The organism is Chryseobacterium sp. AG363, assembly GCF_003610675.1.
In the GTDB taxonomy this organism is placed as follows: domain Bacteria; phylum Bacteroidota; class Bacteroidia; order Flavobacteriales; family Weeksellaceae; genus Chryseobacterium; species Chryseobacterium cucumeris.
In genome coordinates this window covers 95223-120900 of the sequence record NZ_RAQF01000009.1, presented here as the reverse complement: position 1 = coordinate 120900, position 25678 = coordinate 95223, and the positions used below count along the sequence as shown (strand labels likewise).

Here is a 25678-nt window from a genome sequence, read left to right as displayed (position 1 = left end):
AAGGTTATATTTTATTCGTACTGAATAAAAATAATAAAACCTTTTCTATTTTGAAGGGTTTTTTACAAGAATTATAATATTAACCTTTTGGGAATGTTTAAATTATAGATAGATAATCTGTGTTTTAAGCACTTTTTTACCCAGACGCTCAAGAATATTTTTATACCCTTCTACCTGTGCTTCATCCTTTGCTTTTTGTTCACCGGTTTTGAAATCAACAATGATATATCCTTCTTCGCCTTTTAGAATGCGGTCTGGCCTGAATATATGGCTTTCTCCTCTTTCAGAAATCATGATATCTTTTTCATTGATTACTTCCCATTTTTCATCAAAGAATTCTGCATAAGTTCTGACAATTTCCTGCAGTGTAACCTGTATTTCATTTTTCTCCTCCAGGGTAATCTGTCCTTCTAAAGCATAACCATCCAATACCTTTGCGATATCATTTTCCGTATTGATTTTCGATAAAAGTTCATGCACAAAAAGCCCGATTCTTACCTTTTCATTTCGTACCTGATAGTTTTTTGAAGGTGTTGCAATCTTGATAGAAGTACTTTTTTCATTAACGTTCTTCAGATTCTCAATATTCTGGGTTTTAAAAGAAGAACTTTTCTCTTTTGAATATTTCTTCAGCATCTCAGGATTTACTGCATACACGTCAAACTCATCAGCCTGCTCGGGATTTTTGGTTTGAAGGAATTCCAAAAGCTCCAGATTATTAGAAGTTTTATTGGCTTTTTGAAGATAAAAAAATAATTGTTCAACAGGTCTTGTCGTCGCAACATATTGAAGACATAATCTGTCAATCAGGTTTTTATAAGAGTTTTTAGTGTTGAAGAACAGAATTTCGTCATCATAAGCTTCCAGGTTTTTGCTGAACTGATTAATGTTGACTGATTTTAATGCTTCATTCTCATTGGTATCAAACCAGTTGGTAAATTCACTGTCCCGGTTTTTGTTCATCATAGGGATAAAAACAATGGGAAATTCCAGCCCTTTAGACTTGTGGATCGTCATGATCTGGACAGCATCAATATTTTCTGAAGCCTGAATAGTGTATGAAGAAGCCTCTTCGTCCCAATATTTCAGAAACTCTTTGGTACTTGCACCTGCATTCTGTGTAAAGTTGAAAAGCATTTCCAGGAAATTCAGTAAAAAGTCTGTTTCTTTATTTTCAACAGAAAATTCATTGATGTAATATTCGATGAAATTATAAAGATTGAATCTTGGGAAATTATCCTGTTTAAGCTGTAGCGAATATTTTTGCTGAATAAACTGCAGAATTTCTTCATGGACTTCGATATCCAGAATTTCTTTCATTCCTAAAGTGAAATCCGGCATATTAATCTTGCCCAATGTATTCAGGTGGTACATCATCATAATCAGACAATGTTTATTCTTTGGATTGAGCTCCCAGCGAAGAAATTCAATAACCGCTTTTAAGGTATTGGAAAGTTCCAGCGTAAGCCCTTTATCAGAAATCGTTTTAATATTGGTTTCTTCTCCTTTATACTTAACTTTTAAGCTTCCCAGCTTTTGAGAATAACTGAAAATATCAAAATTTCCACGGCAAAGAATCGTAATATCAGAAAACTTAAAACCATTATCCAGACATTCCTGAATATCTTTCTGCATTCTTTCCGAAGTATATGTGTAGAATTCTTCATTCGTAAGATTTTCAATTAGATTTACCCTTACGCGTCCATCCATTTTGGATTTTGGATTTTGCTCAGCATCTTCCCCAAAAATATTTTTATGCTCTTCAAGTAGTCCTTCAGAATGAAAACGGTACAACTCATTGTTAAATTGTACAATGTTTCTGGCACTTCTCCAGTTATCTTTTAATACCAGAAGATCTGCTTCCTTAGGTGAAAACTCCTTTTTGTTGATAATGTCCAGCATCAGTTTACTTTCTCCACCACGGAATCGGTAAATACTCTGCTTGGGATCACCCACCAATGTAAATGAAGTGTATTCTGTAGAAACACTATGATCTCTCAGTGGTACAAAATTCTGCCACTGCAGTTCTGATGTATCCTGAAACTCATCAAAGAAATAATGCTGAAACTGTGAACCTACTTTTTCATAAATAAAAGCCGAAGGTTCATTTTTAAGATTTTCATTGATCAGAATATTAAATTTAGAAAGCAGAACAAGATCATTTTCTTCCTCAATTTTTTGTAGCTCATCCTGAATATCCTTATTGACCTTTAAAGGAAGAAGAGCAGATAAAACTTTCTCTTTCTTTTGAGTCTCAATATACAGAAGAATCAGTTTCATTCTGTTGTCGAGAAGCTGATCCAGGATTTCGAAAATTTCGGCTTCTTTATGTTTCGATTTTGAAGACGCTCCTTTTCTGTAATTATTGATAACAGATTCCTCCTGCGTAGTAGGAAAAGGAAATCCGGCTCTTTTCTGCTGATAAAAATCTATAACCTTAGTAAAGAAGCCCCCAATTCCGTTTTTACCCTGAGCAAAATCTTCAATATCAATATTTCTTGATTTGAATAATTCAATAGAACCGGCAGCGAGTTCTGCAGACTGTTTTTTGTTGAGAACAATCTCTTTACGAAGTGTATTCTTTATATTTTCATAATTGGCATCGTCAAAACTTTTATTGCTTTTCAGATGCTCGTAGTGAATATCCTTTACAAATTCCTTCGCAGAATCATAAAGGTTTTTATTAAGGTTAATCCTTTCATTATTTTCGAGACTGTAATCTACATAATCCATGAAAGAATTGGAGATGTTTTCATTCTCACCAATCTGATCCAGCATTTTATCAACGGCTTCTATCAGAAACGGCTCAGCTTCAATTTCAAGATTAAAATTTTTCGCCAATCCCAGTTCATAAGAAAAACTTCTTACCAGTCTTGAGTTAAAACGGTCAATAGTTCCGATATTAAGTGTGGAATAATTGTGGAGAACGTAGTCCAGTAATTTTTTAGAACGGTGATGAAGTTCATCAATGGTAATTTTCAAACCCTGTTCTTCAAATGCTTTCTGGATATTGTTCAGATCTGTATTTTCAGCATAATCTTTCGCTGAGAAATTTCCCAGCCACGATAAAATTCTTTCCTTCATCTCATTGGCTGCTTTGTTGGTGAAAGTCAGTGCGAGAATATTCCTGATCGACTGCTGCTGATTAGGATAGCGGAGACAGATCATCAGAAGCCTTTGTACCAGAGCATAGGTTTTCCCGGATCCGGCAGAAGCATTGATGACTGTGTAAGAATTTTGCATTGTTGAAAGAGAATTGAGACTGCAAGTTAGCTAAAATTTAAAAGAAATTTTAACAATTTAATCAGCTGATTTAACAGTTTAGATGGCAAAAATTAAAAAGAAATATTAAAACGCGTTAACTGTGGTTAAACTTATGGGATAAATTAAAAATAATTTTAGCTTTGCTTTATAAAAAATAGCCCGTGAAACTTAAACTATTCTTTTTCTTATCCTTTATTCTTTTTATCCATACCCATGCCCAAAGTTATATATTTGGTAAAATTATTTCCGAAAGCGGTACTGAAATGCAGGATGTGAATGTTGTCAATATCAGAACAGACGAAATAGTGGTTTCAAACCGGGATGGTCATTTTATGATTTCCGGAAGACAGGGAGATGAATTACGTTTTATAAAAGCGGGTTATGAACGTCTTACAAAAATAGTTTCTCAGGAAAATACAGAGTCTCCTATGAATATAAGGCTTGTACGCCAAACCATCCAGATTCCTGAAGTGGAAATAAAACAAGGGCTTACCGGAAACCTTAAAATTGATTCGAAACTTTATAATAAACCTCAAAAGGTTGAAAAACTGCTCAAAGAAATGGATCGGTATATTTCTCAGAAATCAGATCCAAGAATATTGGCGGCGAGACCTGGAGAATTTGTACAGCCGAAAGGGGAAGGGTTTTCTATAGGAAAAGTTAAAAATAAATGGGATGATGTAGACTTAATGAAATATATCAGAGCAAGCCTTGGTGATGATTATTTTACCAATCTTAAAATTGAGAAACCTCTGATAGAACATTTTATTTATTATGTTTTTGCAGGCGGTTTTGAAAGGAAAAAGATCCTGAAATATGGGTTCTGTAGCGATGCAGACCTGAACAGGTTTCAGCGTTTTGTTCTGACAAGAATTTCATCCTATCGTGCTCCACAAACTCAAAGATAATATGGAAATAAGATATATCAAAAGATTTCTATTGTTTGTGCTTTTTTGTATCACCCCGAAATTGTGGGGACAACAAAAAATATCAGGAAAGGTAATAACAGGAGATGAACTGGATTTAGTACCTGTACTCGTTGTTAATATCTCCGGGAATAAAAGCTCATTAAGTGATATGTCCGGGAATTTTGAAATTGAAGCCAAAGAAAATGATGAGATCAGATTTGTAAAAGAAGGATATTATCGTGTTGATAAAAAAATGACCAAAGAAGAGATCAATACTCCGTTCAATATTATTCTGAAGAAAATAGAAATTCAAATTCCCGAGGTTAAAATTAAGTACAAGCCTACCGGAAATCTGGCAAAAGATAATCAGCACTATAATGAATCCAGAAAACTTCAGGCCTTAAAATCAGATATGGATGATTATATGAAAAGTCCATTGAATCAACCCTTACCCAATAATGCTATATCAAAAACTTTTACAGGTCATGATTTTAATGTGGGCCAGGTAAATCTGTTTGGCGTTTTTAATGCTGTATCAGGTTTGGTAAAGAAGGCAACACAACCTAAAATTACCAAAGCGAATTACATTGAAACTCAGGATTTCCTGAGGAGAGTAAAAAATGAAGTGAACCTGAATTTCCTGAAAAAGTACGGAATGGATGAAGAACAGATTGATGCATTTCTTCTGTATGCTGATAAAACGCGTTTATTGGCAAAAAGATATCGAAAAGATTTTAGTATAAATGTCGTTGAATATGAACTTAAAGTTGCCTTCGCAGAATATAGTAAAACCCATAAATTAGAAGGAACTCAAGAACAATATATACATTAAAAGTTGGCTTATATCACTGAAAATATTGAAATATCAAAGCAAAGAAATACTTTTCTTTTCCTGCTGCTTCTTTGCAGTACTTTTGTTTGGTCTCAACAGAAAGTAACGGGGCGAATAGTGGATGACAATGGCGAAAATTTGAGTAAAGTGATCGTGATTAATATGTCTACTGATAAGAAAGTATATTCCGATTCTGATGGTATATTTTCTATTGAAGCCAATCATAACGATGAGTTAAGATTTGTAAAAGAAGATTTCAATAGAGTCTCCAGAAGAGTTCTGACCAATGGTAATAACTTACCTCTGTTTATCACACTTCGTCAGATTCCGAGAGATGTGGGTGAAGTAAAAATTGTGAAAAAGCTCACCGGAGATCTGGAAACAGATTCCCGGATAGTAGCCAAAGTAGATAAAGGAGAGCAGGTAAGAGATGCCGTTGGCCTTCCGCAGCCGGTAGGGAAAATGAGGGAGAAGCCGGCAGAAGTGAAAAGTGTTCTTTTACCGATACTTTTAGGAAACCTTAATGTTCAGGGAGTGTATGATCTGATCAGCGGGAAAGCCCGAAGGCAGAAGAGACAATACAGATATGACGATCTTCAGGAACATATTGCATGGGTTCGGGACAGAATAGAGGATGAATATTTTATCAAAGCAGGAATTCCTGGTGACAGAATCTCTGAATTTATTCAATTTTCATTTTTAGCAAAACCTCAGGTACGAACCTATGTAAAAGCAAGAAATCTTTCCGGCGTTATGCTGAGGTTGGAAGAGACAGCTCCACTTTTTATAGAGAGGTTGCAGCAAAATCAAAAGTAATTTGAATGTTAATAAATTCTTAAAATATTGGAATAGAAATTGATACAGTATGAAATAACAATCCAAATTCTTAAATTTTATGAATAAAAACATTTTTGCAGTAGCTATTGCAGCACTAGGATTTGTCATTGGTCTCGGGTTTTTAGGAAATGCTATTAAAAACAGAAATAAATCTGAAAACACCATTTCCGTAACAGGATTAGGAACCAAGCAGTTTACATCGGATCTGATCACCTGGTCCGGAAGTTTTTCCAAAAATAATGTGGACCTGAAATCAGCCTATGATGAGCTGGCAATGGATCGAAAAGTAATCAATGACTATCTGCTTTCAAAAGGAATACAACAGAAGGAGATCGTATTTTCTTCGGTAGATATTCAGAAACAGTTCAGAAGTTATAATGATTCAAACGGAAACTATGTTCAGGGAGAATTCTCCGGATATAATCTTACCCAAAAGGTTTCTATTGAAAGTAAAGAAGTGGGAAAAATAGAAAACCTGTCCAGAAATATTACCGAAATTATCAACCGTGGCATTGAATTCACTTCTTCTTCACCAGCTTATTTCTACACCAAACTGGCTACAGTGAAACAGGAAATGATTGCCAGTGCTACAAAAGATGCAAAAGAACGTGCTGAAAAAATTGCGGAAAACTCGGGAAGCAGTCTGGGAAATCTGAAAAAGGCAACCATGGGTGTAATTCAGATTACGGCACCCAATTCCAATGAGGATTACTCTTACGGTGGAACTTTCAATACTTCATCCAAAGAAAAAGAAGCCAGTATTACCATCAAACTGGAGTATGAAGTAAATTAACATAAATTTCAGTAAAAGAAAAACGCCGGAATAGCTTTCCGGCGTTTTATATTTTAAGCATAAATAATTTTATGAATTTCTTTTTTAGCTTCCTCCACATTTTCAGGAGTGTAGTTAGCAAGCAGCCATAAATTCAAGGATTTTTTTCCTTCGCCATAGCTAGGCTGTACATGATTGGTATCAATCAGGCTGAAATTATTTCTCTGATAAAAAGAATAACGTCTTGAAGCATCTTCACTCAACTCTGCAGGCTCAATTTCGAGGATAATCTGCGGATAATTGTCCGATAAATGATTCATGATATGAGAACCTAATTTTTTACTTCTGAATGCTTCAAACACTTCAAAATGCTCTACAAAAACAAAAGAACTCAGCTTCCACAGGATGAGGTAGCCGATAGCTTCCGATTCGTGGATAACAGACGTAAATTCTACATAAGGATTTGAGAATAAGCTGTCAAACTGATCTTTATCTCTTTGTTCGTCTACAGGAAAAGTCGTCGAGTAAGAAGTATAGATTTCCTGAACTCTAGGATCTTCTGAAGAAGTAATCGGTAAAAATTCCATAATTTATAAATCAAAGACACTAGGTCTTCTGGTGATGAAAATATCTTTAATCCAGAGGGTAAATGCTAATCCTAAATAGATCAGAAAGAAAAACCCAGCGGTTGCAAAAGTAGAGTAGATGAAGAAAATTCTCAATTTAGAAACAGGAATTCCCAGCTTGGCACCTGTTCTTGTCAGTACACCAAACCATTCTCTTTCCATTTTATGACGGATATTACTCAGCATTTCCAGATTGTTATTTAAGAGTTAATCTAATACTCAAAGTTAAGGAATTTTTTTTACAAAGTTTTTTAATGATATATCCGGTTCAGATCCTGTTATTCTTTTAAAAGTTTGAATCCGATAGCGCAGGATAAACAGTTTTTTGGTTCACAAAAGGTTTTATGATGATAAATAAGACTTTGACTTTCCAGAGCGTTGGTGACCTGTAATCCAAGTTTTTTCCAGCCATTAATGACGGTATTTTTCTCGCTATCAATTGTCTTATAAAGCTCAATGATTTCGTCTGCAATATCTTCCTGATGATATCTGTAATAAGCATATTGTAAAGGAATTACTGTGTTTACAATGAGAAGATCTACAAAATCTTTACTCAATGTTTTAGACTGTACTTTAGAAATACTTCCGAAATTAAAATGAAAATCCCAGTACTCAGAGGCTTTTATAGATTTGAAAATAGTGTAGAGTTGTTCTGCACTTCTTGCTTCCATGATTTTTGAAAATAAATTCTGCTGCCTGTACAGGTCAGCCAATTGTGATAACCGGATTGTTGGAAAATTCGGTGGTCTCAGTCTTAAAAACTTGGGATGAAATTTTAAATCAGGAATGGAAAATTTGGCTTTAATGAAATCAAATTCTCTTTTCCATATTTTCATTTGTCCGTCCTGTGGTTTCTCAAGCCATCCCGAAATTCCAAATAACAAGGCTTCAAGCTGCAGAGGATTCTGACGTATTTTATTGACAATCCTGTAATCTATACTTTCTGCAATCTGCCGGAAAATGGGAGCATTTACTTTTAAACCGAATGAATAGGCAAAACTGTGAAATAACACAGCCTCAAAATTATTTTTGTATAGATCTAAACTCTGTTCAAGCTCTGAAGATTTTTCATCCAGTTTTTTCAGGATATTTTCTTCATGAAAATTGACGGGTAATTTTTTCGGATCAAAAATCTTTTCACAGGCAATAAATTCCTCTCCATCAACCAGTTTTTCATATTTCGAAATGATATTTTCATCAATGTAACTATGCAATTCCAATGTTGGAACTTGCTTTTCTGTAAGTTCACGAATTTCTATGTCGTGCTGGAATACCACATGAAGAATAATATTCCGGTAATTGGGATCCTGGGAATGATTGTGGAAAATCCAGTCTGAAGAGCGTACATGCAGTTCTATATTTCCTGCGAGAAGTAAGCCGTTAATTTTGATTTTAGCATCAAGAAAATCAGGGCCAGCATTTTTATTCCATTTTCCGAAATGGATGATCTCAACGGAATTTCCTTCAATATCCTTGAAGTTAAAATTTTTGAAAACCTTATAGTTCCAAAGATATTGAAGTAATTTTTCCGTCATAAGTGTGACGTAAATATAATAGAAATATTATACTTTCGTCAGCTCCTTATTAAAATTTTCTATGGTTGTTCTATACATTTTCTCATAGATAGGAAGAATGTTTTTCAAATCGAATTTTATTGCCTGATCTTTCGCATTTTGCTTCATTTTGGCTAAAAGTTCATCATTGCTCAACAGCTTGATCGTGTAGTTGCTCATAGCTTCTACATTTCCGATTTCAGCAAGATATCCGGTTTCCCCCTGAATATTCACCTCAGGAATTCCACCTGCATTGGAACTTATAACTGGAGTATATGCTGCCATGGCTTCCAATGCTGCAAGACCGAAACTTTCCTGCTCGGAAGGCAGAAGAAATACATCCGAAAGCTGTAAGATTTTATATAGATCGTTTACCTTTCCTAAAAGGCGGATTTTGGAAATAAGATCGGGATTTTCTTCCAGAAACTGATTTACTTTTTCCATATCGGGGCCTTCACCAATGATAATCAGCTTGGATTTCACTTTTCTTTCCACATTCTTAAAGATCTGCAACACTTCGTCTACACGTTTTACAGGACGAAGGTTGGACACGTGGATCAGGATTTTTTCATCCGGATTGGCAAACTGGGTTCTCTGGCACTCAGAGCAGTCATCAAATTCGGAATTATCAATAAAATTGGTAATCACCTGAATCTCTTTTTTGATATTGAAAAACTGAAGGGTATCTTTTTTCAGACTTTCAGAAACTGAAGTAATAGCATCAGACTGATTGATCGAAAATTCTACTGCGTGTTTATAACTTGGGTGCTGCCCTACAAGGGTAATATCTGTACCGTGTAATGTAGTGACCAACGGAATATCATTATTGTCTTCCTTGAGCATTTGTTTTGCCGTAAAAGCAGCATATGCATAAGGAATGGCATAATGTGCATGAAGAAGATCCAGTTTGTAAAGATTGACAACCCTGTAAATCATAGAGCTTAACGCAATATCATAAGGCTGATACTGGAAAAGGGGATACGTCTGAACATTTACCCTGTGAAAGAAAATATTCGGGTTGGTGATATCTAATCTTGCAGGAAGTGCAGAACTGATGAAATGTACTTCATAGCCTTTGTTGGCCAAAGACATTCCTAATTCTGTTGCTACAATTCCGCTTCCTCCATAGGTGGGATAGCAAAGTATGCCTATTTTCATTAGATTATTGTTGTTTTAATTTTGTATTATTTGGTTTTTGTTGAGGTTGTCACATTAAGATCTATACCCATTCCTGGCTTCAACTGATCATTAACCAGTACGGGAAGTTTTCCCCATATTTTTGTTTTTCCATTAAGAGCATCCGCAGTTGCATTCATAGAATCATCATTGTTTTCATAAGAAACAAGAACGGTTGAAACTTTTGAGATGTCAATATCTTTTAATGCATAAGCACTTCCGAAAACATTCAATATAACATTTTGATTTTTGGTAAGATCAGAAAGTACTTTTTTAGATTCTGCTGAGATTTTATATGGCTTATAAGCTGTTGAATTATCCTTATGGAAACCTACGATAACTGTAGAACCAGCTGGAATTGTATTAATTTCTCCTGCTTTTTTAATGATAACATTGTTACCCAATCTGTTGGCAAAAGTCTGATAAGGAGCTTCTTCAAGAGGAACATAATAAGTCTGTTTTCCCGTGAGAGGCAGTAATTTCTTTTCATCCTTTAGTAAAGTCAATGCATTGGAGTAAAGATTTTGTACCAATTGGATATGAGAATCATTATTTAAATCCTTATTGATATTTTCAGGGTTTTTAGGAGTATATTGTGTAAGACCGAGGAAATATTTGGTTAAAAGGATTTTTTTCACACTTTCCTCTACTCTGGATTGTGAAATTTCTCCTTTATCAATAGCTTTCTGGATCAGTTTTTTACCTTCAGAAACACCTTGTGAGAAAAGCATAATGTCATTTCCTGCTTTAAAGGCCATAGCATCCAGTTCGCCCGGTTGGTATTTATTAGCTACAGCGGCCATGTTTAAGGCATCAGTAATGATTAAACCTTTATAACCCAGCTTTTCTTTCAATAATCCCGTAATAATATTTTTAGAAACAGAAGCAGGAATTCCTTTTCCTGATTCTAAGCTTGGAACATATAAATGAGCCACCATTACGCCGCCGATTCCTTTATTCATCAATGCTTTGAAAGGTGCCAATTCCACGGCGTCAAGCCTTTCGGTAGTGTGAGAAACTACAGGCAGATCAAGGTGGGAGTCTGTGCTGGTATCTCCATGTCCTGGGAAGTGTTTAATTGCAGCTAAGATATTATGATCCTGAAGACCGTTGGAATAGGATAGGGCAGAGCTGATTACATTATTCACTTCAGAGCCAAAGCTTCTGTTCCCTATAATCGGATTATTAGGATTAGTATTAACATCTACCACAGGTGCAAAATCCCAGTTGATACCTATTCTGTGGCAATCTTCTGCAATTTTAGCCGCCATCTGATACACCAGATTTTTATCCTGAATAGCGCCTAATGTCATGGCCCATGGAAATTTGTGAGCGGTAGCAATTCTCTGGTAGATTCCCCATTCAGCATCCATACCAATCATCAAAGGAACTTTAGACTTTTGCTGAAATTCATTGACGAGATTGATTTCTCTTGCGGCATCATCCTGCATTAAGATCAGACCGCCTATTTTATCATTCGTAACAATATTTCTTACCTGGCTGATATACTCTTCCCCTCTGTTGGTATACAATGCCACAATAAAAAGCTGTCCTAGTTTTTCATCCTGAGAAAGATTTTTATATGTTTTATCAACCCATTGCTGTGCTTTTTTTACATCTTCCTTGGAAGCATTTTTTGGCTGATACTGAGCTTTCACTTTAGGGCTTATCAATGCGGCAATAAAGAGTGAAGTATACAATAATTTCTTCATAACTTTTTTGAATAAGAGCAAAAATACAATTAAAAAAGTGAGGAAAACAAAGTTTTTGAGATTTTTGGTATATGATTTGAATACGCAATATAAATAATAACTAAACTTTACTAAAAATGAAAAAAATACTTCTTTTCTTATTCCTAGGAGCTGTAGGTTTTACTGCGTATAGCTGTGATAATAGTGATGATACTGTAGTACAAGGAACAGATTATGATACCATAAACCAATCATTTGATATATCTCCTACTTTTACAAGAGTTAACGATAATCTTTACAGATGGAGTGATGATTTTAATAAGCCATTAATACAATCCGATATGGTACTTATCTATATGCAGATTGGAATGGATGGAGATTCTCCTGTATGGAAACTTTTACCATATACTTATTATGTAGGGAATGCCAATAATGACGCTGTAGATTATATTTATGAATTCAGTAAGTATGCTGCTACTATAAATATTAATTCTAGCAATACGTTTAGCTTAACAGCTAATCCATCATACTATCAGAATAAAAAATTCAGAGTTCTTATTCTTCCTGCAAACGGAACAGGAACTGGTGGTGCAAAAATGGCTAAAGGTACTGCTGTAGATTATAATGATTATAAGAGTGTAATCAAATATTATAATATCGACGAGTCTAAAATTAAGACTAAATAATTTAGAAATATCTTTTCAGTTTTTTATAATTAAAAAAGTCCCGGAAGAATATCTTCCGGGGCTTTTGATTTATTATTATAGGTAAGGAAGATATTGACTAATTAAGCTTTTAATATAAGTTTTTTTTTTACTTAATATAATCTTTCCGCCAGATATTCAGAAGGTAATTTTGGGCTTGTATGAGCCGGAAAAGGTTAATAAAAAGCCTCAGAAATTTCCGAGGCTTTTATTATTTTATCTAATTATCATTGTCATCCAGAAGATGTCCAAAGAAATCTTTTTTTGTCTGCAGGTATCCTTTGCTTATTTCATTGGCAGGAATCTGTAGCGGTACTCTTGAATTAAGGTGAATATTGCTGTCTACCACATACTTTACCTTTTCAGGATTATTGGTCAGAAGATTGATATCTTTTACATCCAATAGATTCAGAATTTCAATGGCTACACCAAAGTTTCTGTCATCTGCAGGAAGTCCCAACTCCAGATTGGCCTGTACGGTGTCCAATCCTTTTTCCTGTAGTGAGTAAGCCTTAAGCTTGTTGATGATCCCGATGTTTCTTCCTTCCTGACGAAGGTAAACGATAATTCCACCGTTTTCATGGATATATTTCATTGCAGCATCCAATTGTTGGCCGCATTCACATTTTTTTGAATGGAAAACTTCTCCGGTAATACATTCTGAATGGAAACGAACATTGACCGGTTTTGAAAAATCTGTATTTTCAGCAACAATGGCCATATGAGGCATCCAGTCGTTTTCGTTTTCGGAGAAAGCTATCATTCGGAAAGTGCCGTGCTCTGTGGGAACATTGGCTTCCGCCTGAATTTTAATCATTGATAGTTCAATTAGTTTTTAACTTCCTGGCAAAGTATCTTCAATAACAGAAATGTTGGTTTTTAAACGAACCAGATATCTATTAAGCACTTCATCGTCGTCTCTGTCAAGATTTTGCCTTAGCTTTTGAATTTTTTTGTATGACTTTTCGAAGCTTTTAAGGGCCCTGCTCTTTCCTGCAGAATTGCTGGCATCAATAGCGTATAAATAATTCTGAAGACTATATTTCAAGCTGGTAATCTCATCATTTAATCCGTTGTTTTTAAACTTGGGAAAAGTAGAGATCATGTTTGAAATTTCAGAAGCATTGACATTCTGTTTGATATTGATATTAAAATTCTTCTTTGAGCTTCTGTCTGAATCAGACCCTTTAGCATCACTATAAAAATTATTTGACAACGGAGAAAGATTAAGCTTTTCCGTTGCGCAGGAAGATGTTAATATGATAAGTACTCCAAAGAAAAATAGTCGTTTCATTTTTGTTGCCCTTTTTGATAAAGGATTGGGTTAAGACTTTCATCGTTGTACATTTTCATTTGTTTGTACACTTTCATCTTAACGTCACCGTTTTCAATATCAGTAAGCAACTGATCTATAGAAGTTGATAGGTCTTCTTTCTGAGTAAGCAGAACGTCCAGTTTAGCCTGGCAGTTATTTCTGTGTTCCTCAGAAGCGGATTCTCTATTAGCTTCTAACGACATATGATAAACCTTTAATGCAAGAATTGATAGCCTGTCTACTGCCCAAGCGGGAGTTTCCGTATTTATTTTTGCTTCAGGTTTAGGAGTTATATTTTCAAACTTATTAAGAAACCAGCCGTCAATATATTCTACCAGATCAGTTCTTTTCTGATTGGAGGCGTCTATTGTTCTCTTCAGTTGAAGAGCTTCTGCCGGATCAATATTTTCATCTCTAATTATATCTTCCAAATGCCATTGAACGGTATCAATCCAGTTCTTTGCATACAAAATCCGTTCCAAACTATCTTTTTCGAACGGGTTATTAATTAGAGTGTTAACGTCATCAGACACGTGATAGTCTTCAATAGCTTGATTGAAGACTTTCCATGCAGTCTCAGTAAATTTCATTAATTCTAAGGAATTTTAGTTGCTTGAAGAATTATTATTGTTGTTGTTTGAAGAAGATTTATTTTCAGCACCTGGCTTGTCTTCTTCTTTCACTGCATCTTTAAATTCCTTGATCCCAGAACCTACTCCTCTCATTAATTCCGGGATTTTCTTTCCTCCAAAAAGTAATACCAAAAGTATTGCTACGATAAGGATGTGCTGCCAAGATAAGGCAAGTATTGTTAGTGTATTCATCTCTTAAAATTTTTGCAAAGTTACACTTTTTTTAATATGAAATCCAACCTAATGGATCAACTGGTGTACTTCCGTTCCATACTTGGAAATCAAGGGTATAAGCACCATCAAAATCCTGAGCTATTGTACCTACCGGAGTTCCTGAGGAAACCTGCTGTCCTTTGGAAACACTTACATTTCCTAAGTTGGAATAAATGGTAAAATAACTACCGTGTTTAATGATTACAGTCTTTGTTCCGTCATTATTGGCAAGAACCGAAGATACCGATCCCGGGAACACTGATTTTGCACGTGTACCTGAAGGAACGGAAATTTTAATCCCGTTATTTTCTTCAGTAATATTTTTGAAAACCGGGTGTGGCTGTCTTCCGAAACGGTGGGTAATTTGTCCGGCTCTGTCTGCAGGATAACCAAGTCTTCCTCTGCTATCTGCAAAACTGTTCCCAGTAGCGGTGGAAACTCCGTAGCTTGTCATAGCTTTAGTCTCAGCTGCTTTTTTCTCTTCTTCTTTTCTTTTCGTAAGAGCTGCTTCTGCTGCTCTTGCTGCGGTCAATTTATCAGCAGCTTCTTTAGCTCTTGCATTGGCTTCATCAGAGGCCTTTTTAGCAGCTACTCTTCTGGCTTCATCTCTTGCATTGGCTTCTGCCTTTGCTGCTTCTTCATTACGTTTCCTCTCTTCTTCAGCTCTTTTTGCTGCAAGTTCTGCGGCTCTCTTAGCTTCTGCTTCTGCCAGTCTTCTTTCTCTTTCAAGGGCTTCAGCTCTTGCTTTAGCTTCGGCTTCGATTCTTGCTTTTTCTCTTTCAGCAGCTAGTTTTGCTAAACGTATTTTTTCGGCTTCCGCTTTTTTCCTGGCTTCTTCTTCCGCTTTGGCAATTCTGATCTCTTCTGCAATAATAGCTCTGATCTGTCCTTCCAATGCTTTAGACTGAACTTGTTTTTGCTTCAGTTCAGCTGTTAATTTGGATTCATTTTTCTTGAATTCGGCTACTAATTGTTCTTTTTGAGCTCTTTCAGCATTGATGGTTGCCAGGTCTTTTTGTTGGTTTATCAATAGATTTTCCTTCGCTTTTACAGAGTTTTGTTTCTGAGCGATGGTTTTTTTGATGAGATTAGCGGCATCTGTAATTTCAGCTGCTTTTTTATCCTGATAGTCTGAGTATTGTTTCAGATATTGAACTCTTCGTATAGCTTCTCCTAAATTTTTAGCAGAAAGTATAAACGTTACTTTGTTCTGTACACCTTTGTTTTTATAAGCATTCACCAAAACTTCAGCATAGTTTTTTCTTAAAACAGCCAGTTCTTTATTCTGACGGTTAATTTCCAGCTGACGTAAATAGATGTCATCTTCAATAAACCTTTTTTCTTTCTGCGTGTTGTTATAAACCTTTTCTCTTAAAACCAATTTTTGGTTGACATTGGAAAGGTAGGCTACGGAAAGTTTAGATTCACTTCTGGTTTTGGCTAAATCGGTATTTATTTGTGCAATTTGTTTTTTAAGTTCGGCATTCTGCTTTTGCAGCTGTTCTTTGGTCTGCTGTCCCTGGTGCAGTCCGAACATCAAAACACCTATTAAAAAGCTAAATTTTTTAATCATTTAATCTCAATTTTCTTATAACTGGATGGTACAGAATAAGGTGTTTCCATCCTCGAAAAGTCAAATTTCGTATTTTCCATTAAAATCTGACTAGATTTTGAGCCTTTTATAATTATTTTAACATTTTTCGGAAGACGGACGCCTTCGTATTCATTCCAGTCGCTGTAAGAAATATCGAGCTCGTCCGAAGACAGAATATCTTTTAAATTGACATTCAATAAATCATAATTGGTATCGTACTGAAGGGCTATTTTATATTCTCTGTTTTTTTCATCCGTCACAATTTTCTGATTGACGTTAGAAACCATTTTGAATCCTTGTGCATTTTGGGTCAGCGTAAAATGTTTGTCATTTATTTTTACAAAAGTTCTTCCCATTAAGATTTTTTCCAGAGATTTATAATCAATGAAGTTAACATTCAGCAGATTATTAAGATAATCAAAATCAGAATCTATAAAGGTTTTATTGATCTTGTCCTGTCCTTTTATCCCTTCCGGAGTTGCAATACCTCTGGCTGCATTAATGAACAAGGCTCTGAGATTCATCCATACCTTTTTATCATTTTCAATATAGATGGTTGCATCGAGGGTAGGGACATAGCTTCCTGTTTCTACCTTTATTTTACTGTCTATTTTGATCTGCTCGAATTTTGGTGGAATTAATACATGTTCATAGAAAGTAAATTTGTCGCTTACCGGTTCATTTACGTCTTTTGGATCTCCATTATCTTTTGTAGTATTGATGCTGTCCCGTGTATGATCAGTATCGCTTTGAGCAGCATTACGGGTCTTACATGATGATAAGGTAAGAAGGAATAAAAGAAAAGGGATCCAATTTTTCATGTATTTATCTTTAATTAAAAATACGTTGCAATATTAACGCCAAACCACACAAAATGTTTTGTGTGGCTTGATGATGTGTTGTTTAAGTTAAATATTTTTATTCTTATTTAGATAGAAAATCTAAAACAGAATAATCACCTAAAGAAATTTCTCTGGAAACCCCGAAATATTGTGCAGAATTACCGATCATAGAATTGGATAGATTTCCATGGTTGATTCTTGTATTTTCCTGGATCAGGGAATTTTCAATATTTGAATTGACAATGATGGTATTGTTTCCTAATGAAACACCAGGTCCTACTTTTGAATTGGATATTTTTACATTTTCTCCAATAAAGCATGGTTGAATGATCAGGGAGTTTTCAATCACAGCAGAAGCAGGAAAATGTGTCATTTCCTCTCTTTCATATTCAAGAATTTTGCTGTTGGTTTCTACGGTAGCATTTTTGTTACCACAATCCATCCAGTCATTTACTTTTCCAAGGGTAAACTTAGCGCCTTTAGCTCTAAGGTTTTCAAGAGCAGTTGTCAATTGATATTCACCACCATTTTTAATATCATTATCCATGATATAATTGATTTCTTCCATTAGCTTTTCAGCGCTGTTGAAATAATAAATACCAATGATAGCAAGATCAGAAACGTAAGTCTTAGGTTTTTCTACAAAGTCGGTAATAAAGCCGTAGTTATCCAATTTTACTACTCCGAAAGCAGATGGGTCTTCAACACTTTTCACCCAGATTACACCATCAGAATTTTTATCCAGTTGGAAGTCTGCACGGAAAAGAGTATCTGCAAAAGCAATAACGATATCTCCCTGCATAGACTGCTCAGCACACTTGATCGCATGAGCTGTACCAAGAGGATCGTTCTGATAATAAATGCTTCCCTTTGCTCCCAGCTTTTCAGCAATCTGAATAAGGGATCTTTCGATCTCAGGACCAAAATCTCCGATGATAAAAGCTACCTCTTCAATATTTTCTCCTGCAACTTTAGCAATATCTTCTACCAATCTCTGTACAATAGGTTTTCCAGCAATAGGTATAAGAGGTTTTGGAACTGTCAGTGTATGTGGACGTAATCTGGAACCACGTCCAGCCATAGGGACAATAATTTTCATAAATTATATGTATAAAAGATGTTTTATTAGTTGTTTTTAATATTTAGGTTAAAGATAATAATTAAAACCTTTAACGAAGTATGATTTATATCTTTTTAAATAATTGTTTAAATTAACAATAGGTTGGTGTACAAGCAAAATAAAGACCAAAGTTTAATTCTTTCTGATTCTCGATAAAATCAGGTTTTTCTCAGAATAAATCAAAATTCCGGTAAAGATGAAAAAGAGGAGATTACTCGCTAGAATATTATAGTTGAGATATTTTACAATGATGAAACTAAAAACCCCAAGCAGTATCATAAAGAAAGACATTTTCTTCATTCTGTAAGGAATAGGATAATATTTTTGACCTAAAAGGTAAGAAACAATCATCATAATTATATAAGCTCCAAAAGTAGCCCATGCGGAACCCATCATGCTGTGATAGTAATTTAAAGCAAGAAGATTAAGTCCTATATTGATCCCTGCCCCAAGCCATGAAATAACAGTTCCCATACTGGTTCTGTCCGTTACTTTATACCAGGTTGAAAAGTTATAATAGATTCCGAAGCAAAGATTGGCAATGACGATAATCGGAATGATATCTATCGCGATCCAATAGGATTTATTAGGAATAAAAACGGCTTTCAGCCAGGATATATTGGCAATGATCCCTAAAGCAACGGCACATGCAAAAAAGGCAAAGTATTCTGCTACGTTGGCATAAGTCTTTTTAGCATCACCTTTATCCATCTGTTTAAAAAAGAATGGCTCAATACCCATTCTGTATGCGGTAACAAATAATGTCATCAGTACAGCAAGTTTATAGCATCCTCCATAAGCGCCTGCTTCTTCGTCTGAAATATGATTTCTCTGTATGGATTTATCAAAATTTTCATTTACCATAAAAGCAAGGCCTGCCAGCATCAGTGGGAAGGAGTATTTGATCATACGCCCGAACAATGAAGTGACAAACTGAAATCTTACCTTTAATATAATGGGAAGTAATAATAAAAAGCCTAAGGCACTTCCAGCCAGATTACTGAAGAACGGATAATCTACATTTTGATCCAGCCCCATACTTCTTGATATGTTTTCCGGAATCCAGAAGAATAATGCGGCTGTAAAAACAGCTTGAAATATAGCCTGAACAACTCTTACTGCAGAATATTTGATGGGTTTATTGTGGAAACGAAGCCATGCAAAAGGGATCACCAATAAATTGTCAAAAAAGGCAATCATAGCAAACCATCTGATGTATTCAGGGTTATCGTGGTATCCCGCATAATCTGCAATAGGCTGATTGAATAAATAACACAATACCAGGAAAATGGTAGAGGTTGAAAATAAAAACCAAAACGAAGTGTTGAACGTTTTTTTCTCGTTATCCTCTTCTGCTGAAAATCTGAAATAGGCTGTTTCAAAACCAAAAGAAAGGATAATATTAACAAATGAAATCCACGCATAAAGTTGAGTGAAAATCGCAAAACCTTCATTGGGAATCTTATAGATCAAAAGTGGATTAAGGATGAATAGAATGATTCTTGGCGCTATTGCTCCTACTCCGTAGATGATGGTCTGTCCTAATAGTTTCTTGTACAAAGCCGAATTTTTTTGCAAATGTAAAACTTTAAGCATTCGTTTTGCGATTTTGGGGTGAATTAAAACTTAAAATCTTAATTTTACAGCGAAATAAATTGAAATGAAAGTTCTTATAAAAAACGTAAATATCGTTAACGAAGGAAAAGTCTTTGAAAGTGATATCCTGATAGAAAATGATTTGATTGCTAAAATAGCTGCCGGCATTTCTGAAGATGCAGATCAGATTATTGATGGCTCAGGAAAGTATCTTCTTCCCGGAGTAATAGATGATCAGGTGCATTTCCGTGAGCCGGGACTTACTCATAAAGGAGACATTGAAAGCGAATCAAGGTCTGCCATAGCTGGAGGAATAACGAGTTTTATCGATCAGCCAAATACTGTTCCCAATGCAGTAACCCATGAATTATTAGCAGACAAGTATGAGATCGCTTCCCAAAAAGCATATGCCAATTACGGTTTTATGATGGGTGGAACGAATGATAATCTGGAGGAAGTTTTGAAAACAAACCCTAGAAATGTTCCGGGAATCAAGTTGTTTTTAGGTTCGTCTACAGGAAATATGCTTGTGGATAATCCGGAAACGCTGGAAAATATTTTCAGTAATACTAAAATGCTGATTGCTGTGCACTGTGAAGATGAAGCTACCATCAAAGCCAATACACAGAAATATATGGATGAGTATGGGGATGATATTCCTGTAAAATTCCATCATTTGATCAGAAGTGAAGAAGCGTGTTATAAGTCTTCATCCAAAGCCATTGAGCTTGCAAAAAAAACAGGAGCGAGACTTCATGTTTTCCATCTTTCAACAGCAAAGGAAATGGAGCTTTTCCGAAATGATATTCCTTTAAAAGATAAAAAAATTACTGCTGAGGTATGTGTTCACCATCTTACATTTACCAACGAGGATTATGAAACAAGAGGTGGCCTCATCAAATGGAATCCTGCTGTAAAAACCCAGAAAGATAAAGATGCTCTTTGGGAAGCATTACTGGACGACAGAATAGACGTGATTGCTACAGATCACGCTCCGCATACGGCAGAAGAGAAGAATAACGTATACACAAAATGTCCTTCTGGTGCACCTTTGGTACAGCATTCATTGATTGTAATGCTTGAAAACTATAAAAACGGTAAAATATCTCTTGAGAAAATTGTTGAAAAGATGGCTCATAATCCGGCAATCCTTTTCAAAGTTGAAAAAAGAGGTTTTGTGAGAGAAGGGTATAAAGCGGATCTTGTTTTAGTAGATTTAAACCAGGACTGGACGGTTTCCAAAGACAATTTACTGTACAAATGTGGCTGGAGTCCATTAGAAGGGATGAATTTTCACTCTAAAGTTACCCATACTTTTGTCAATGGTCATTTGGTGTATGACAATGGTACAATTGCAGAAGAGAAATTTGGAGAGCGATTGCTTTTTGAACCTAGAGATTAATCAGTAAGTATTATAATTCAATAGGAGCGGGCTTTAGCCCGCTCTTTTTATTTTAGATCTCCCACATTGGCTTCAGCCAAAACCTATTCTTAATTCTCATAGATGTAGGAGATTACGCAGATTTTTAAACCCGCTCATCCGCGCAATCTTCGAGAATATCTTACCTTTTCGCTTTATTCCCCATGTAAAAAGTAAGTTTTCCTCCATTCATAATCTCAGAATGTTTTAATGTAAAGTTTTTAATCTCTTTTCCATTCAAAAGAACTTTCTGAACATACACATTTTCCGGACTTTGGTTGATTGCTTCAATTTCAAAGGTTTTTCCATTTTCCAGATTCAGTACAGCGTGATCAATCGCCGGGCTTCCGATAGAATAGTTCTCTGATCCAGGAGCTACAGGATAAAAACCTAATGAACTTAAAATATACCATGCACTCATTTGCCCGGCGTCATCATTTCCACCCAGGCCATCCGGTGTTGCTTTGTACTGCATTTCCAGAATACTGCGGATCTGTGCCTGTGCTTTCCATGGCTGTCCGGCCCAGTTATAAAAATAGGCAACATGGTGAGCAGGTTCGTTTCCGTGAACATATCCACCGATAATTCCTTCCCTTGTAATATCTTCAGTGTCTGCAAAGAATTCATCAGGTAAATGCATGGTGAACAGTTCGTCCAGTTTGGATGCAAATTTCTTCTTTCCACCCATCATCGTAATCAGTTCATCGGGATTTTGCGGGACAAAGAAACTGTAGTTCCACGAGTTACCTTCAATAAAACCTTGCCCATGAGTACTTAGCACATCAAAATCTTTCTTAAAGCTTCCATCTGCCAGACGTGGACGCATAAACCCGATGGTTTTGTCAAAATTATTTTTCCAGTTTTCAGATCGTTTGATAAACTGATTATAAATTTCTGTTTTGTTTAAATACTTTGCCAGTTGAGCAATCGCCCAGTCGTCATAGGCATATTCTAATGTATTGGAAACTGAAGTTCCGTTCTTTTCAGCAGGAATATATCCAAGATCAATGTATTGTCCGATGCCTTCATAATTTCTTTTATTAGCAGTTTCTATGCAAGCTTTCAATGCTTCTTCAGGATCACCTTTATAATTTCCTTTAATAATGGCATCAGCTACTACACTTACACTGTGGTATCCGCTCATACACCAGTTGTCGTTTGCATAATGTGACCAGATGGGCAGCATTTTCATTGAAAACTGACTATAATGAGCCATCATAGATTTTACCATGTCACCATTCCGTTTAGGCTGGATGATATTAAAGAATGGATGTAGTGTGCGGTAGGTATCCCACAGAGAGAAGGTTGTATAATTGGTAAAGCCATCTGCTTTATGAACATTCTGATCCAGCCCTTTATATTCTCCATTGACGTCCATATAAGTGGTAGGATTAATGAAGGTATGATACATTGCTGTATAGAAGTTGGTTTTTTCCGTATCAGAACCTTTGATGACAATTTTATTTAATTCCTTATTCCAATTGTCCTGGGCTTGAGTTTTAGCCTGATCGAAGGTTATATTTCCGGCTTCTTTTTCGAGGTTTTCCAAAGCATTGATCTGGCTTACAGGAGAAATGGCCAGTTTTACTTCAATCGCTTCATTTTCATTGGTATCAAAATCAAAATACATTTTCAGGTTCTTTCCTGCAATCTCCGGGAAATTCTGATTTTGGTCGAATTTTCTCCAGAATCCTCTGTAAACCTGCTTTTCATCATAGTTTTGCTGACCGTAAGCTTTAAAAGGTTTTGAAAACTTCATGGCGAAATAAACGGTTCTGGTCCTTGCCCAGCCATTGGTCTGCCGATAACCTGTGATGGTATTTCCTTTTTCTACCCGAACGTATGTCCATACATTTTTCCCGTCATAATTATAAATACCAGCCATCAGATCAAGAATAATATGAGCCTGGTCAGATTTCGGGAAAGTATAGCGATGAATTCCTACTCTTGGTGTGGCAGTCAGTTCTGCAAGGATATTGTGATCATCCAGTTTTACTTTATAATATCCGGCTTCTGCTGTTTCGTTCTGGTGTGAAAATCTGCTTCTGTAGCCACTTTCCGGATGGGAAGCTGTTCCCGGATTCAACTGAAGTTTTCCTATGGTAGGCATCACCAGAAAATCTCCCAGATCAGAATGTCCTGTTCCGCTGAAATGGGTAGAACTGAAACCTACAATGGTTTTATCTTCATATCGGTAGCCGGCACAGTATTTATACACCTCGCCATTATACTTTCCGTTGAGTTCATAGGAAATGGTGTCTGTTTCAGGGCTTAACTGTATGGCACCAAAAGGAACGGTGGCTCCCGGATAAGTATGTCCCATCTTTTCACTTCCGATCAGAGGATTGACATATTGTATTAATTTTTCAAATTTTTGGGCATGAAAGTTTGCACTTAAAAATGCTAGAGAAAGAAAAACAATAGACTTGTGATTTTTCATTAATGACAATTTTTCAAAGTTTAAAATTAATTAAAATCATCATTTTCTGTTGTGTTTTTAAAGTAGTTAAGGGCTATTTATTCTTTTTCAGAAAATCGGAAACCTATTCCGTGGAGGTTTTCTATTAAAACATTTTGCTCTTCAGCCAGTACTTTTCTTAATCGGGAAATAAATACATCAAGGCTTCGTCCCATAAAATAATCATCATCTCCCCAGATGGCCTTCAGAATTTCCTGTCTTTTAACCACCAGATTTTTATGGCGGATAAAATATAAGAGGAGATCTGATTCTCTCTGGGTAAGAGTAATGCTGTTCTCTAGCCCTTTAAGGGTATAGTTTTTAGGATCAAAATTATATTTTCCCACCTTATATTGTAAGGGAGTAGTATCTGTTTTCTTAGTACGTTTAAGGAAGACCTCGATTTTCAACATCAGTTCTTCAATACTGAATGGTTTTACCAGATAATCATCAGCTCCAATTTTAAGCCCTTTGATTCTGTCCTCTTTTAATGCTTTTGCAGAGATAAAAATAATCGGAACCTCAGCATTTTTACTGCGGATTCGCTGTGCCACCTCAAATCCGTTCATGCCAGGCATCATAATATCCAGAAGGCAGATATCAAAATCCTGGCTGTTAAATGCTTCCAACGCAGATTCTCCATCAGAATAACAGCTGATATCATAATAACTTTCCAAACTGTCTTCCACCAGAAAAGCTATTGTTTTGTCATCTTCGGCATATAAAATTTTAGATTTCTCCATACTTACACAAGATTAATTTGAAAACGGGAAGAAGAGCGTTGTAGTAATTCCTTTATCTTCATTATTTTCTACAAAAATTTTCCAGTGATGCTGCTGAACTACTTTTTTTACATAAAATAATCCAAGACCAAAACCATTCACTTCTTCACTTCTTTTGGTATGTACCCGATAAAATTTTTCAAAAATATGAGGAATATTTTTAGCGGGAATTCCCATTCCGTTGTCTTTAAACTTTAAATATAATCCTTTTGAATCTTTGTGAGCTGAAATTTTAATGACAGGTTTTATTTCACAATACTTAATGGAGTTATCCAACAGGTTATAAATGATGTTGGTAAAGTGAAATTCATCTGCCATTACCGAAGTACTGTTTTCAATATTGATTTCGATGCTGAGATCTTTATTTTTGTGCTGTATATTATCTGCAATCTCTTGAATAAAAGGTTGTAACAGGATTTTTTGAGGTTTTAATGATAGTCCGGCTGCATCGTTCTTCGCAATATTCAAAATTTTCTCAATGTGGCTATTGAGCTTGTGGCTTTGATTGATGATAATGGATGTATAGGTCTGCAGTTTGGAATTATCCTGTACCAGTTCCTGTTTATTAAGCGCTTCTGATGCTAACAGGATGGAGGATAAAGGTGTTTTAAACTCATGAGTCATATTATTGATAAAATCACGCTGCAGTTCCGAGAACTTTTTCTGCTGAATAATGGTATAGATAGAATACACATATACCAGAAGTATGATAATAAGAGCAAATGTAAGCAGATACCAGAACCGTAATGAACTGATCAGGTAAGTAGTTTTGTCCGGGAAGCGTATGGAAAAGTAATAGATCAGATTTTTATGCTTCGGAAAATTGATCACCTTGCTGCCGGGACTTTCCTGATGAGAGGTCATGTATTTTCCATAGATCATTTTATCGCTGTGGCAATTGTATAATGCATACACATAATCTGTGTTGATCTGGAAGCGGGTAAACTCTGTTTTCAGATAATATTCAAGAACTACGGGGTGAAATTCATTGTTGATATTAACCACATAATAATCATTGGCAATATTCTGTACGGGATTTTCAGTATAGGATGTCTTTCCTCCGGAAAGTTTTTCTGCGACCTCCATTAAAGCAATATTGACTTTCTGGTTAAATTTTTTGTCTTCAAGATTATAAGCCTGCCGGGTCCACATCAGCTGTGCTATTAAAATTCCGATAATAGCAATGAATCCCAGCGTTATAATAATATTGAGTCTTTTTATTTTCATTTCCTGAAACAATATTATCCAAAAATATCTATTTATCTTTTATTATTAACAACTCGTTAACAAATGTTAGATAGCGGTTAACAAGTTGTAATCACAGTCTGCTTTACATTTGCTAT

23 protein-coding genes are annotated in these 25678 nt (G+C 35.6%); 6 read left to right on the top strand and 17 right to left on the bottom strand.

The window, feature by feature from the left end:
• Window positions 1-102: 102 nt before the first annotated feature.
• Complete coding sequence (locus DEU39_RS24140) at window positions 103-3243, bottom strand: UvrD-helicase domain-containing protein (RefSeq protein ID WP_120233644.1); 3141 nt, start codon at window positions 3241-3243, stop codon at window positions 103-105.
• 182 nt (window positions 3244-3425) lie between these two features.
• Between DEU39_RS24140 and DEU39_RS24135 the strand changes: the two genes are divergently transcribed.
• The 4 genes from DEU39_RS24135 (at window position 3426) to DEU39_RS24120 (ending at window position 6634) form a co-directional block, all read left to right on the top strand.
• Window positions 3426-4172 carry a hypothetical protein gene (locus tag DEU39_RS24135; protein ID WP_062672288.1) on the top strand — a complete coding sequence of 249 codons (747 nt, stop codon included), beginning with the start codon at window positions 3426-3428 and terminating at the stop codon, window positions 4170-4172.
• A 1-nt stretch (window position 4173) separates the two neighbouring features.
• Entirely contained in the window at window positions 4174-5004 is an 831-nt protein-coding gene (locus DEU39_RS24130; protein WP_120233643.1) for a hypothetical protein, read from the top strand.
• 3 nt (window positions 5005-5007) lie between these two features.
• On the top strand, window positions 5008-5820 hold the full coding sequence (locus DEU39_RS24125; RefSeq protein WP_228436903.1) for a carboxypeptidase-like regulatory domain-containing protein: 813 nt from the start codon (window positions 5008-5010) through the stop codon (window positions 5818-5820).
• A 79-nt stretch (window positions 5821-5899) separates the two neighbouring features.
• Entirely contained in the window at window positions 5900-6634 is a 735-nt protein-coding gene (locus tag DEU39_RS24120; protein ID WP_076596918.1) for an SIMPL domain-containing protein, read from the top strand.
• Window positions 6635-6687: 53 nt separating this feature from the next.
• On the opposite strand, the gene DEU39_RS24115 is transcribed toward DEU39_RS24120, so the two are convergent.
• The 5 genes from DEU39_RS24115 to DEU39_RS24095 form a co-directional block, all read right to left on the bottom strand.
• On the bottom strand, window positions 6688-7200 hold the full coding sequence (locus DEU39_RS24115; RefSeq protein WP_120233642.1) for a GNAT family N-acetyltransferase: 513 nt from the start codon (window positions 7198-7200) through the stop codon (window positions 6688-6690).
• Window positions 7201-7203: 3 nt separating this feature from the next.
• Complete coding sequence (locus DEU39_RS24110) at window positions 7204-7425, bottom strand: PspC family transcriptional regulator (protein WP_034695702.1); 222 nt, start codon at window positions 7423-7425, stop codon at window positions 7204-7206.
• Between the two features lie 92 nt (window positions 7426-7517).
• Window positions 7518-8774 (bottom strand): DUF2851 family protein, encoded by a 1257-nt coding sequence (locus DEU39_RS24105; protein WP_120233641.1) that lies wholly within the window; start codon window positions 8772-8774, stop codon window positions 7518-7520.
• Between the two features lie 27 nt (window positions 8775-8801).
• Window positions 8802-9950 (bottom strand): N-acetyl-alpha-D-glucosaminyl L-malate synthase BshA, encoded by a 1149-nt coding sequence (gene bshA / locus DEU39_RS24100; RefSeq protein ID WP_034695707.1) that lies wholly within the window; start codon window positions 9948-9950, stop codon window positions 8802-8804.
• A 26-nt stretch (window positions 9951-9976) separates the two neighbouring features.
• The gene (locus DEU39_RS24095) at window positions 9977-11680 is read right to left on the bottom strand and encodes a glycoside hydrolase family 3 protein (RefSeq protein ID WP_120233640.1); all 1704 of its coding nucleotides are present in this window, start codon (window positions 11678-11680) and stop codon (window positions 9977-9979) included.
• Window positions 11681-11796: 116 nt separating this feature from the next.
• On the opposite strand from DEU39_RS24095, the gene DEU39_RS24090 reads away from it, so the two are divergent.
• Window positions 11797-12345, top strand: coding sequence for a hypothetical protein (locus DEU39_RS24090; protein ID WP_120233639.1), 549 nt, complete (start codon window positions 11797-11799; stop codon window positions 12343-12345).
• Between the two features lie 238 nt (window positions 12346-12583).
• Here DEU39_RS24090 and ribA read toward each other — a convergent pair whose 3' ends face one another.
• From ribA to DEU39_RS24050, 8 genes are all read right to left on the bottom strand, one after another.
• On the bottom strand, window positions 12584-13180 hold the full coding sequence (gene ribA / locus DEU39_RS24085) for a GTP cyclohydrolase II (protein WP_062672273.1): 597 nt from the start codon (window positions 13178-13180) through the stop codon (window positions 12584-12586).
• An 18-nt stretch (window positions 13181-13198) separates the two neighbouring features.
• Window positions 13199-13657, bottom strand: coding sequence for a hypothetical protein (locus DEU39_RS24080; protein WP_079240316.1), 459 nt, complete (start codon window positions 13655-13657; stop codon window positions 13199-13201).
• Window positions 13654-14268, bottom strand: coding sequence for a DUF4254 domain-containing protein (locus DEU39_RS24075; RefSeq protein WP_062672269.1), 615 nt, complete (start codon window positions 14266-14268; stop codon window positions 13654-13656). Before DEU39_RS24075 ends, DEU39_RS24080 begins: the two co-directional genes overlap by 4 nt.
• Window positions 14269-14283: 15 nt before the next feature.
• Window positions 14284-14502 (bottom strand): twin-arginine translocase TatA/TatE family subunit, encoded by a 219-nt coding sequence (locus DEU39_RS24070; RefSeq protein ID WP_062672268.1) that lies wholly within the window; start codon window positions 14500-14502, stop codon window positions 14284-14286.
• Window positions 14503-14533: 31 nt separating this feature from the next.
• On the bottom strand, window positions 14534-16096 hold the full coding sequence (locus DEU39_RS24065) for a peptidoglycan DD-metalloendopeptidase family protein (protein ID WP_120233638.1): 1563 nt from the start codon (window positions 16094-16096) through the stop codon (window positions 14534-14536).
• Window positions 16093-16938 (bottom strand): DUF4292 domain-containing protein, encoded by an 846-nt coding sequence (locus DEU39_RS24060; protein WP_120233637.1) that lies wholly within the window; start codon window positions 16936-16938, stop codon window positions 16093-16095. The genes DEU39_RS24065 and DEU39_RS24060 overlap by 4 nt, the downstream gene beginning before the upstream one ends.
• Window positions 16939-17041: 103 nt before the next feature.
• Window positions 17042-18058: a sugar phosphate nucleotidyltransferase gene (locus DEU39_RS24055; protein WP_062672261.1), complete on the bottom strand. Its 1017-nt coding sequence runs from the start codon at window positions 18056-18058 to the stop codon at window positions 17042-17044.
• A gap of 153 nt (window positions 18059-18211) precedes the next feature.
• Window positions 18212-19639 (bottom strand): oligosaccharide flippase family protein, encoded by a 1428-nt coding sequence (locus DEU39_RS24050; RefSeq protein ID WP_228432465.1) that lies wholly within the window; start codon window positions 19637-19639, stop codon window positions 18212-18214.
• Between the two features lie 100 nt (window positions 19640-19739).
• On the opposite strand from DEU39_RS24050, the gene DEU39_RS24045 reads away from it, so the two are divergent.
• A complete protein-coding gene (locus DEU39_RS24045; protein ID WP_120233635.1) occupies window positions 19740-21077 on the top strand; it encodes a dihydroorotase in 1338 nt (445 codons plus the stop codon).
• Window positions 21078-21237: 160 nt separating this feature from the next.
• Here DEU39_RS24045 and DEU39_RS24040 read toward each other — a convergent pair whose 3' ends face one another.
• From DEU39_RS24040 to DEU39_RS24030, 3 genes are all read right to left on the bottom strand, one after another.
• Complete coding sequence (locus DEU39_RS24040; RefSeq protein WP_120233634.1) at window positions 21238-23535, bottom strand: GH92 family glycosyl hydrolase; 2298 nt, start codon at window positions 23533-23535, stop codon at window positions 21238-21240.
• 77 nt (window positions 23536-23612) lie between these two features.
• Entirely contained in the window at window positions 23613-24296 is a 684-nt protein-coding gene (locus DEU39_RS24035) for a response regulator transcription factor (protein ID WP_120233633.1), read from the bottom strand.
• A gap of 12 nt (window positions 24297-24308) precedes the next feature.
• The gene (locus DEU39_RS24030; RefSeq protein WP_120233632.1) at window positions 24309-25562 is read right to left on the bottom strand and encodes a sensor histidine kinase; all 1254 of its coding nucleotides are present in this window, start codon (window positions 25560-25562) and stop codon (window positions 24309-24311) included.
• Window positions 25563-25678 lie beyond the last annotated feature (116 nt).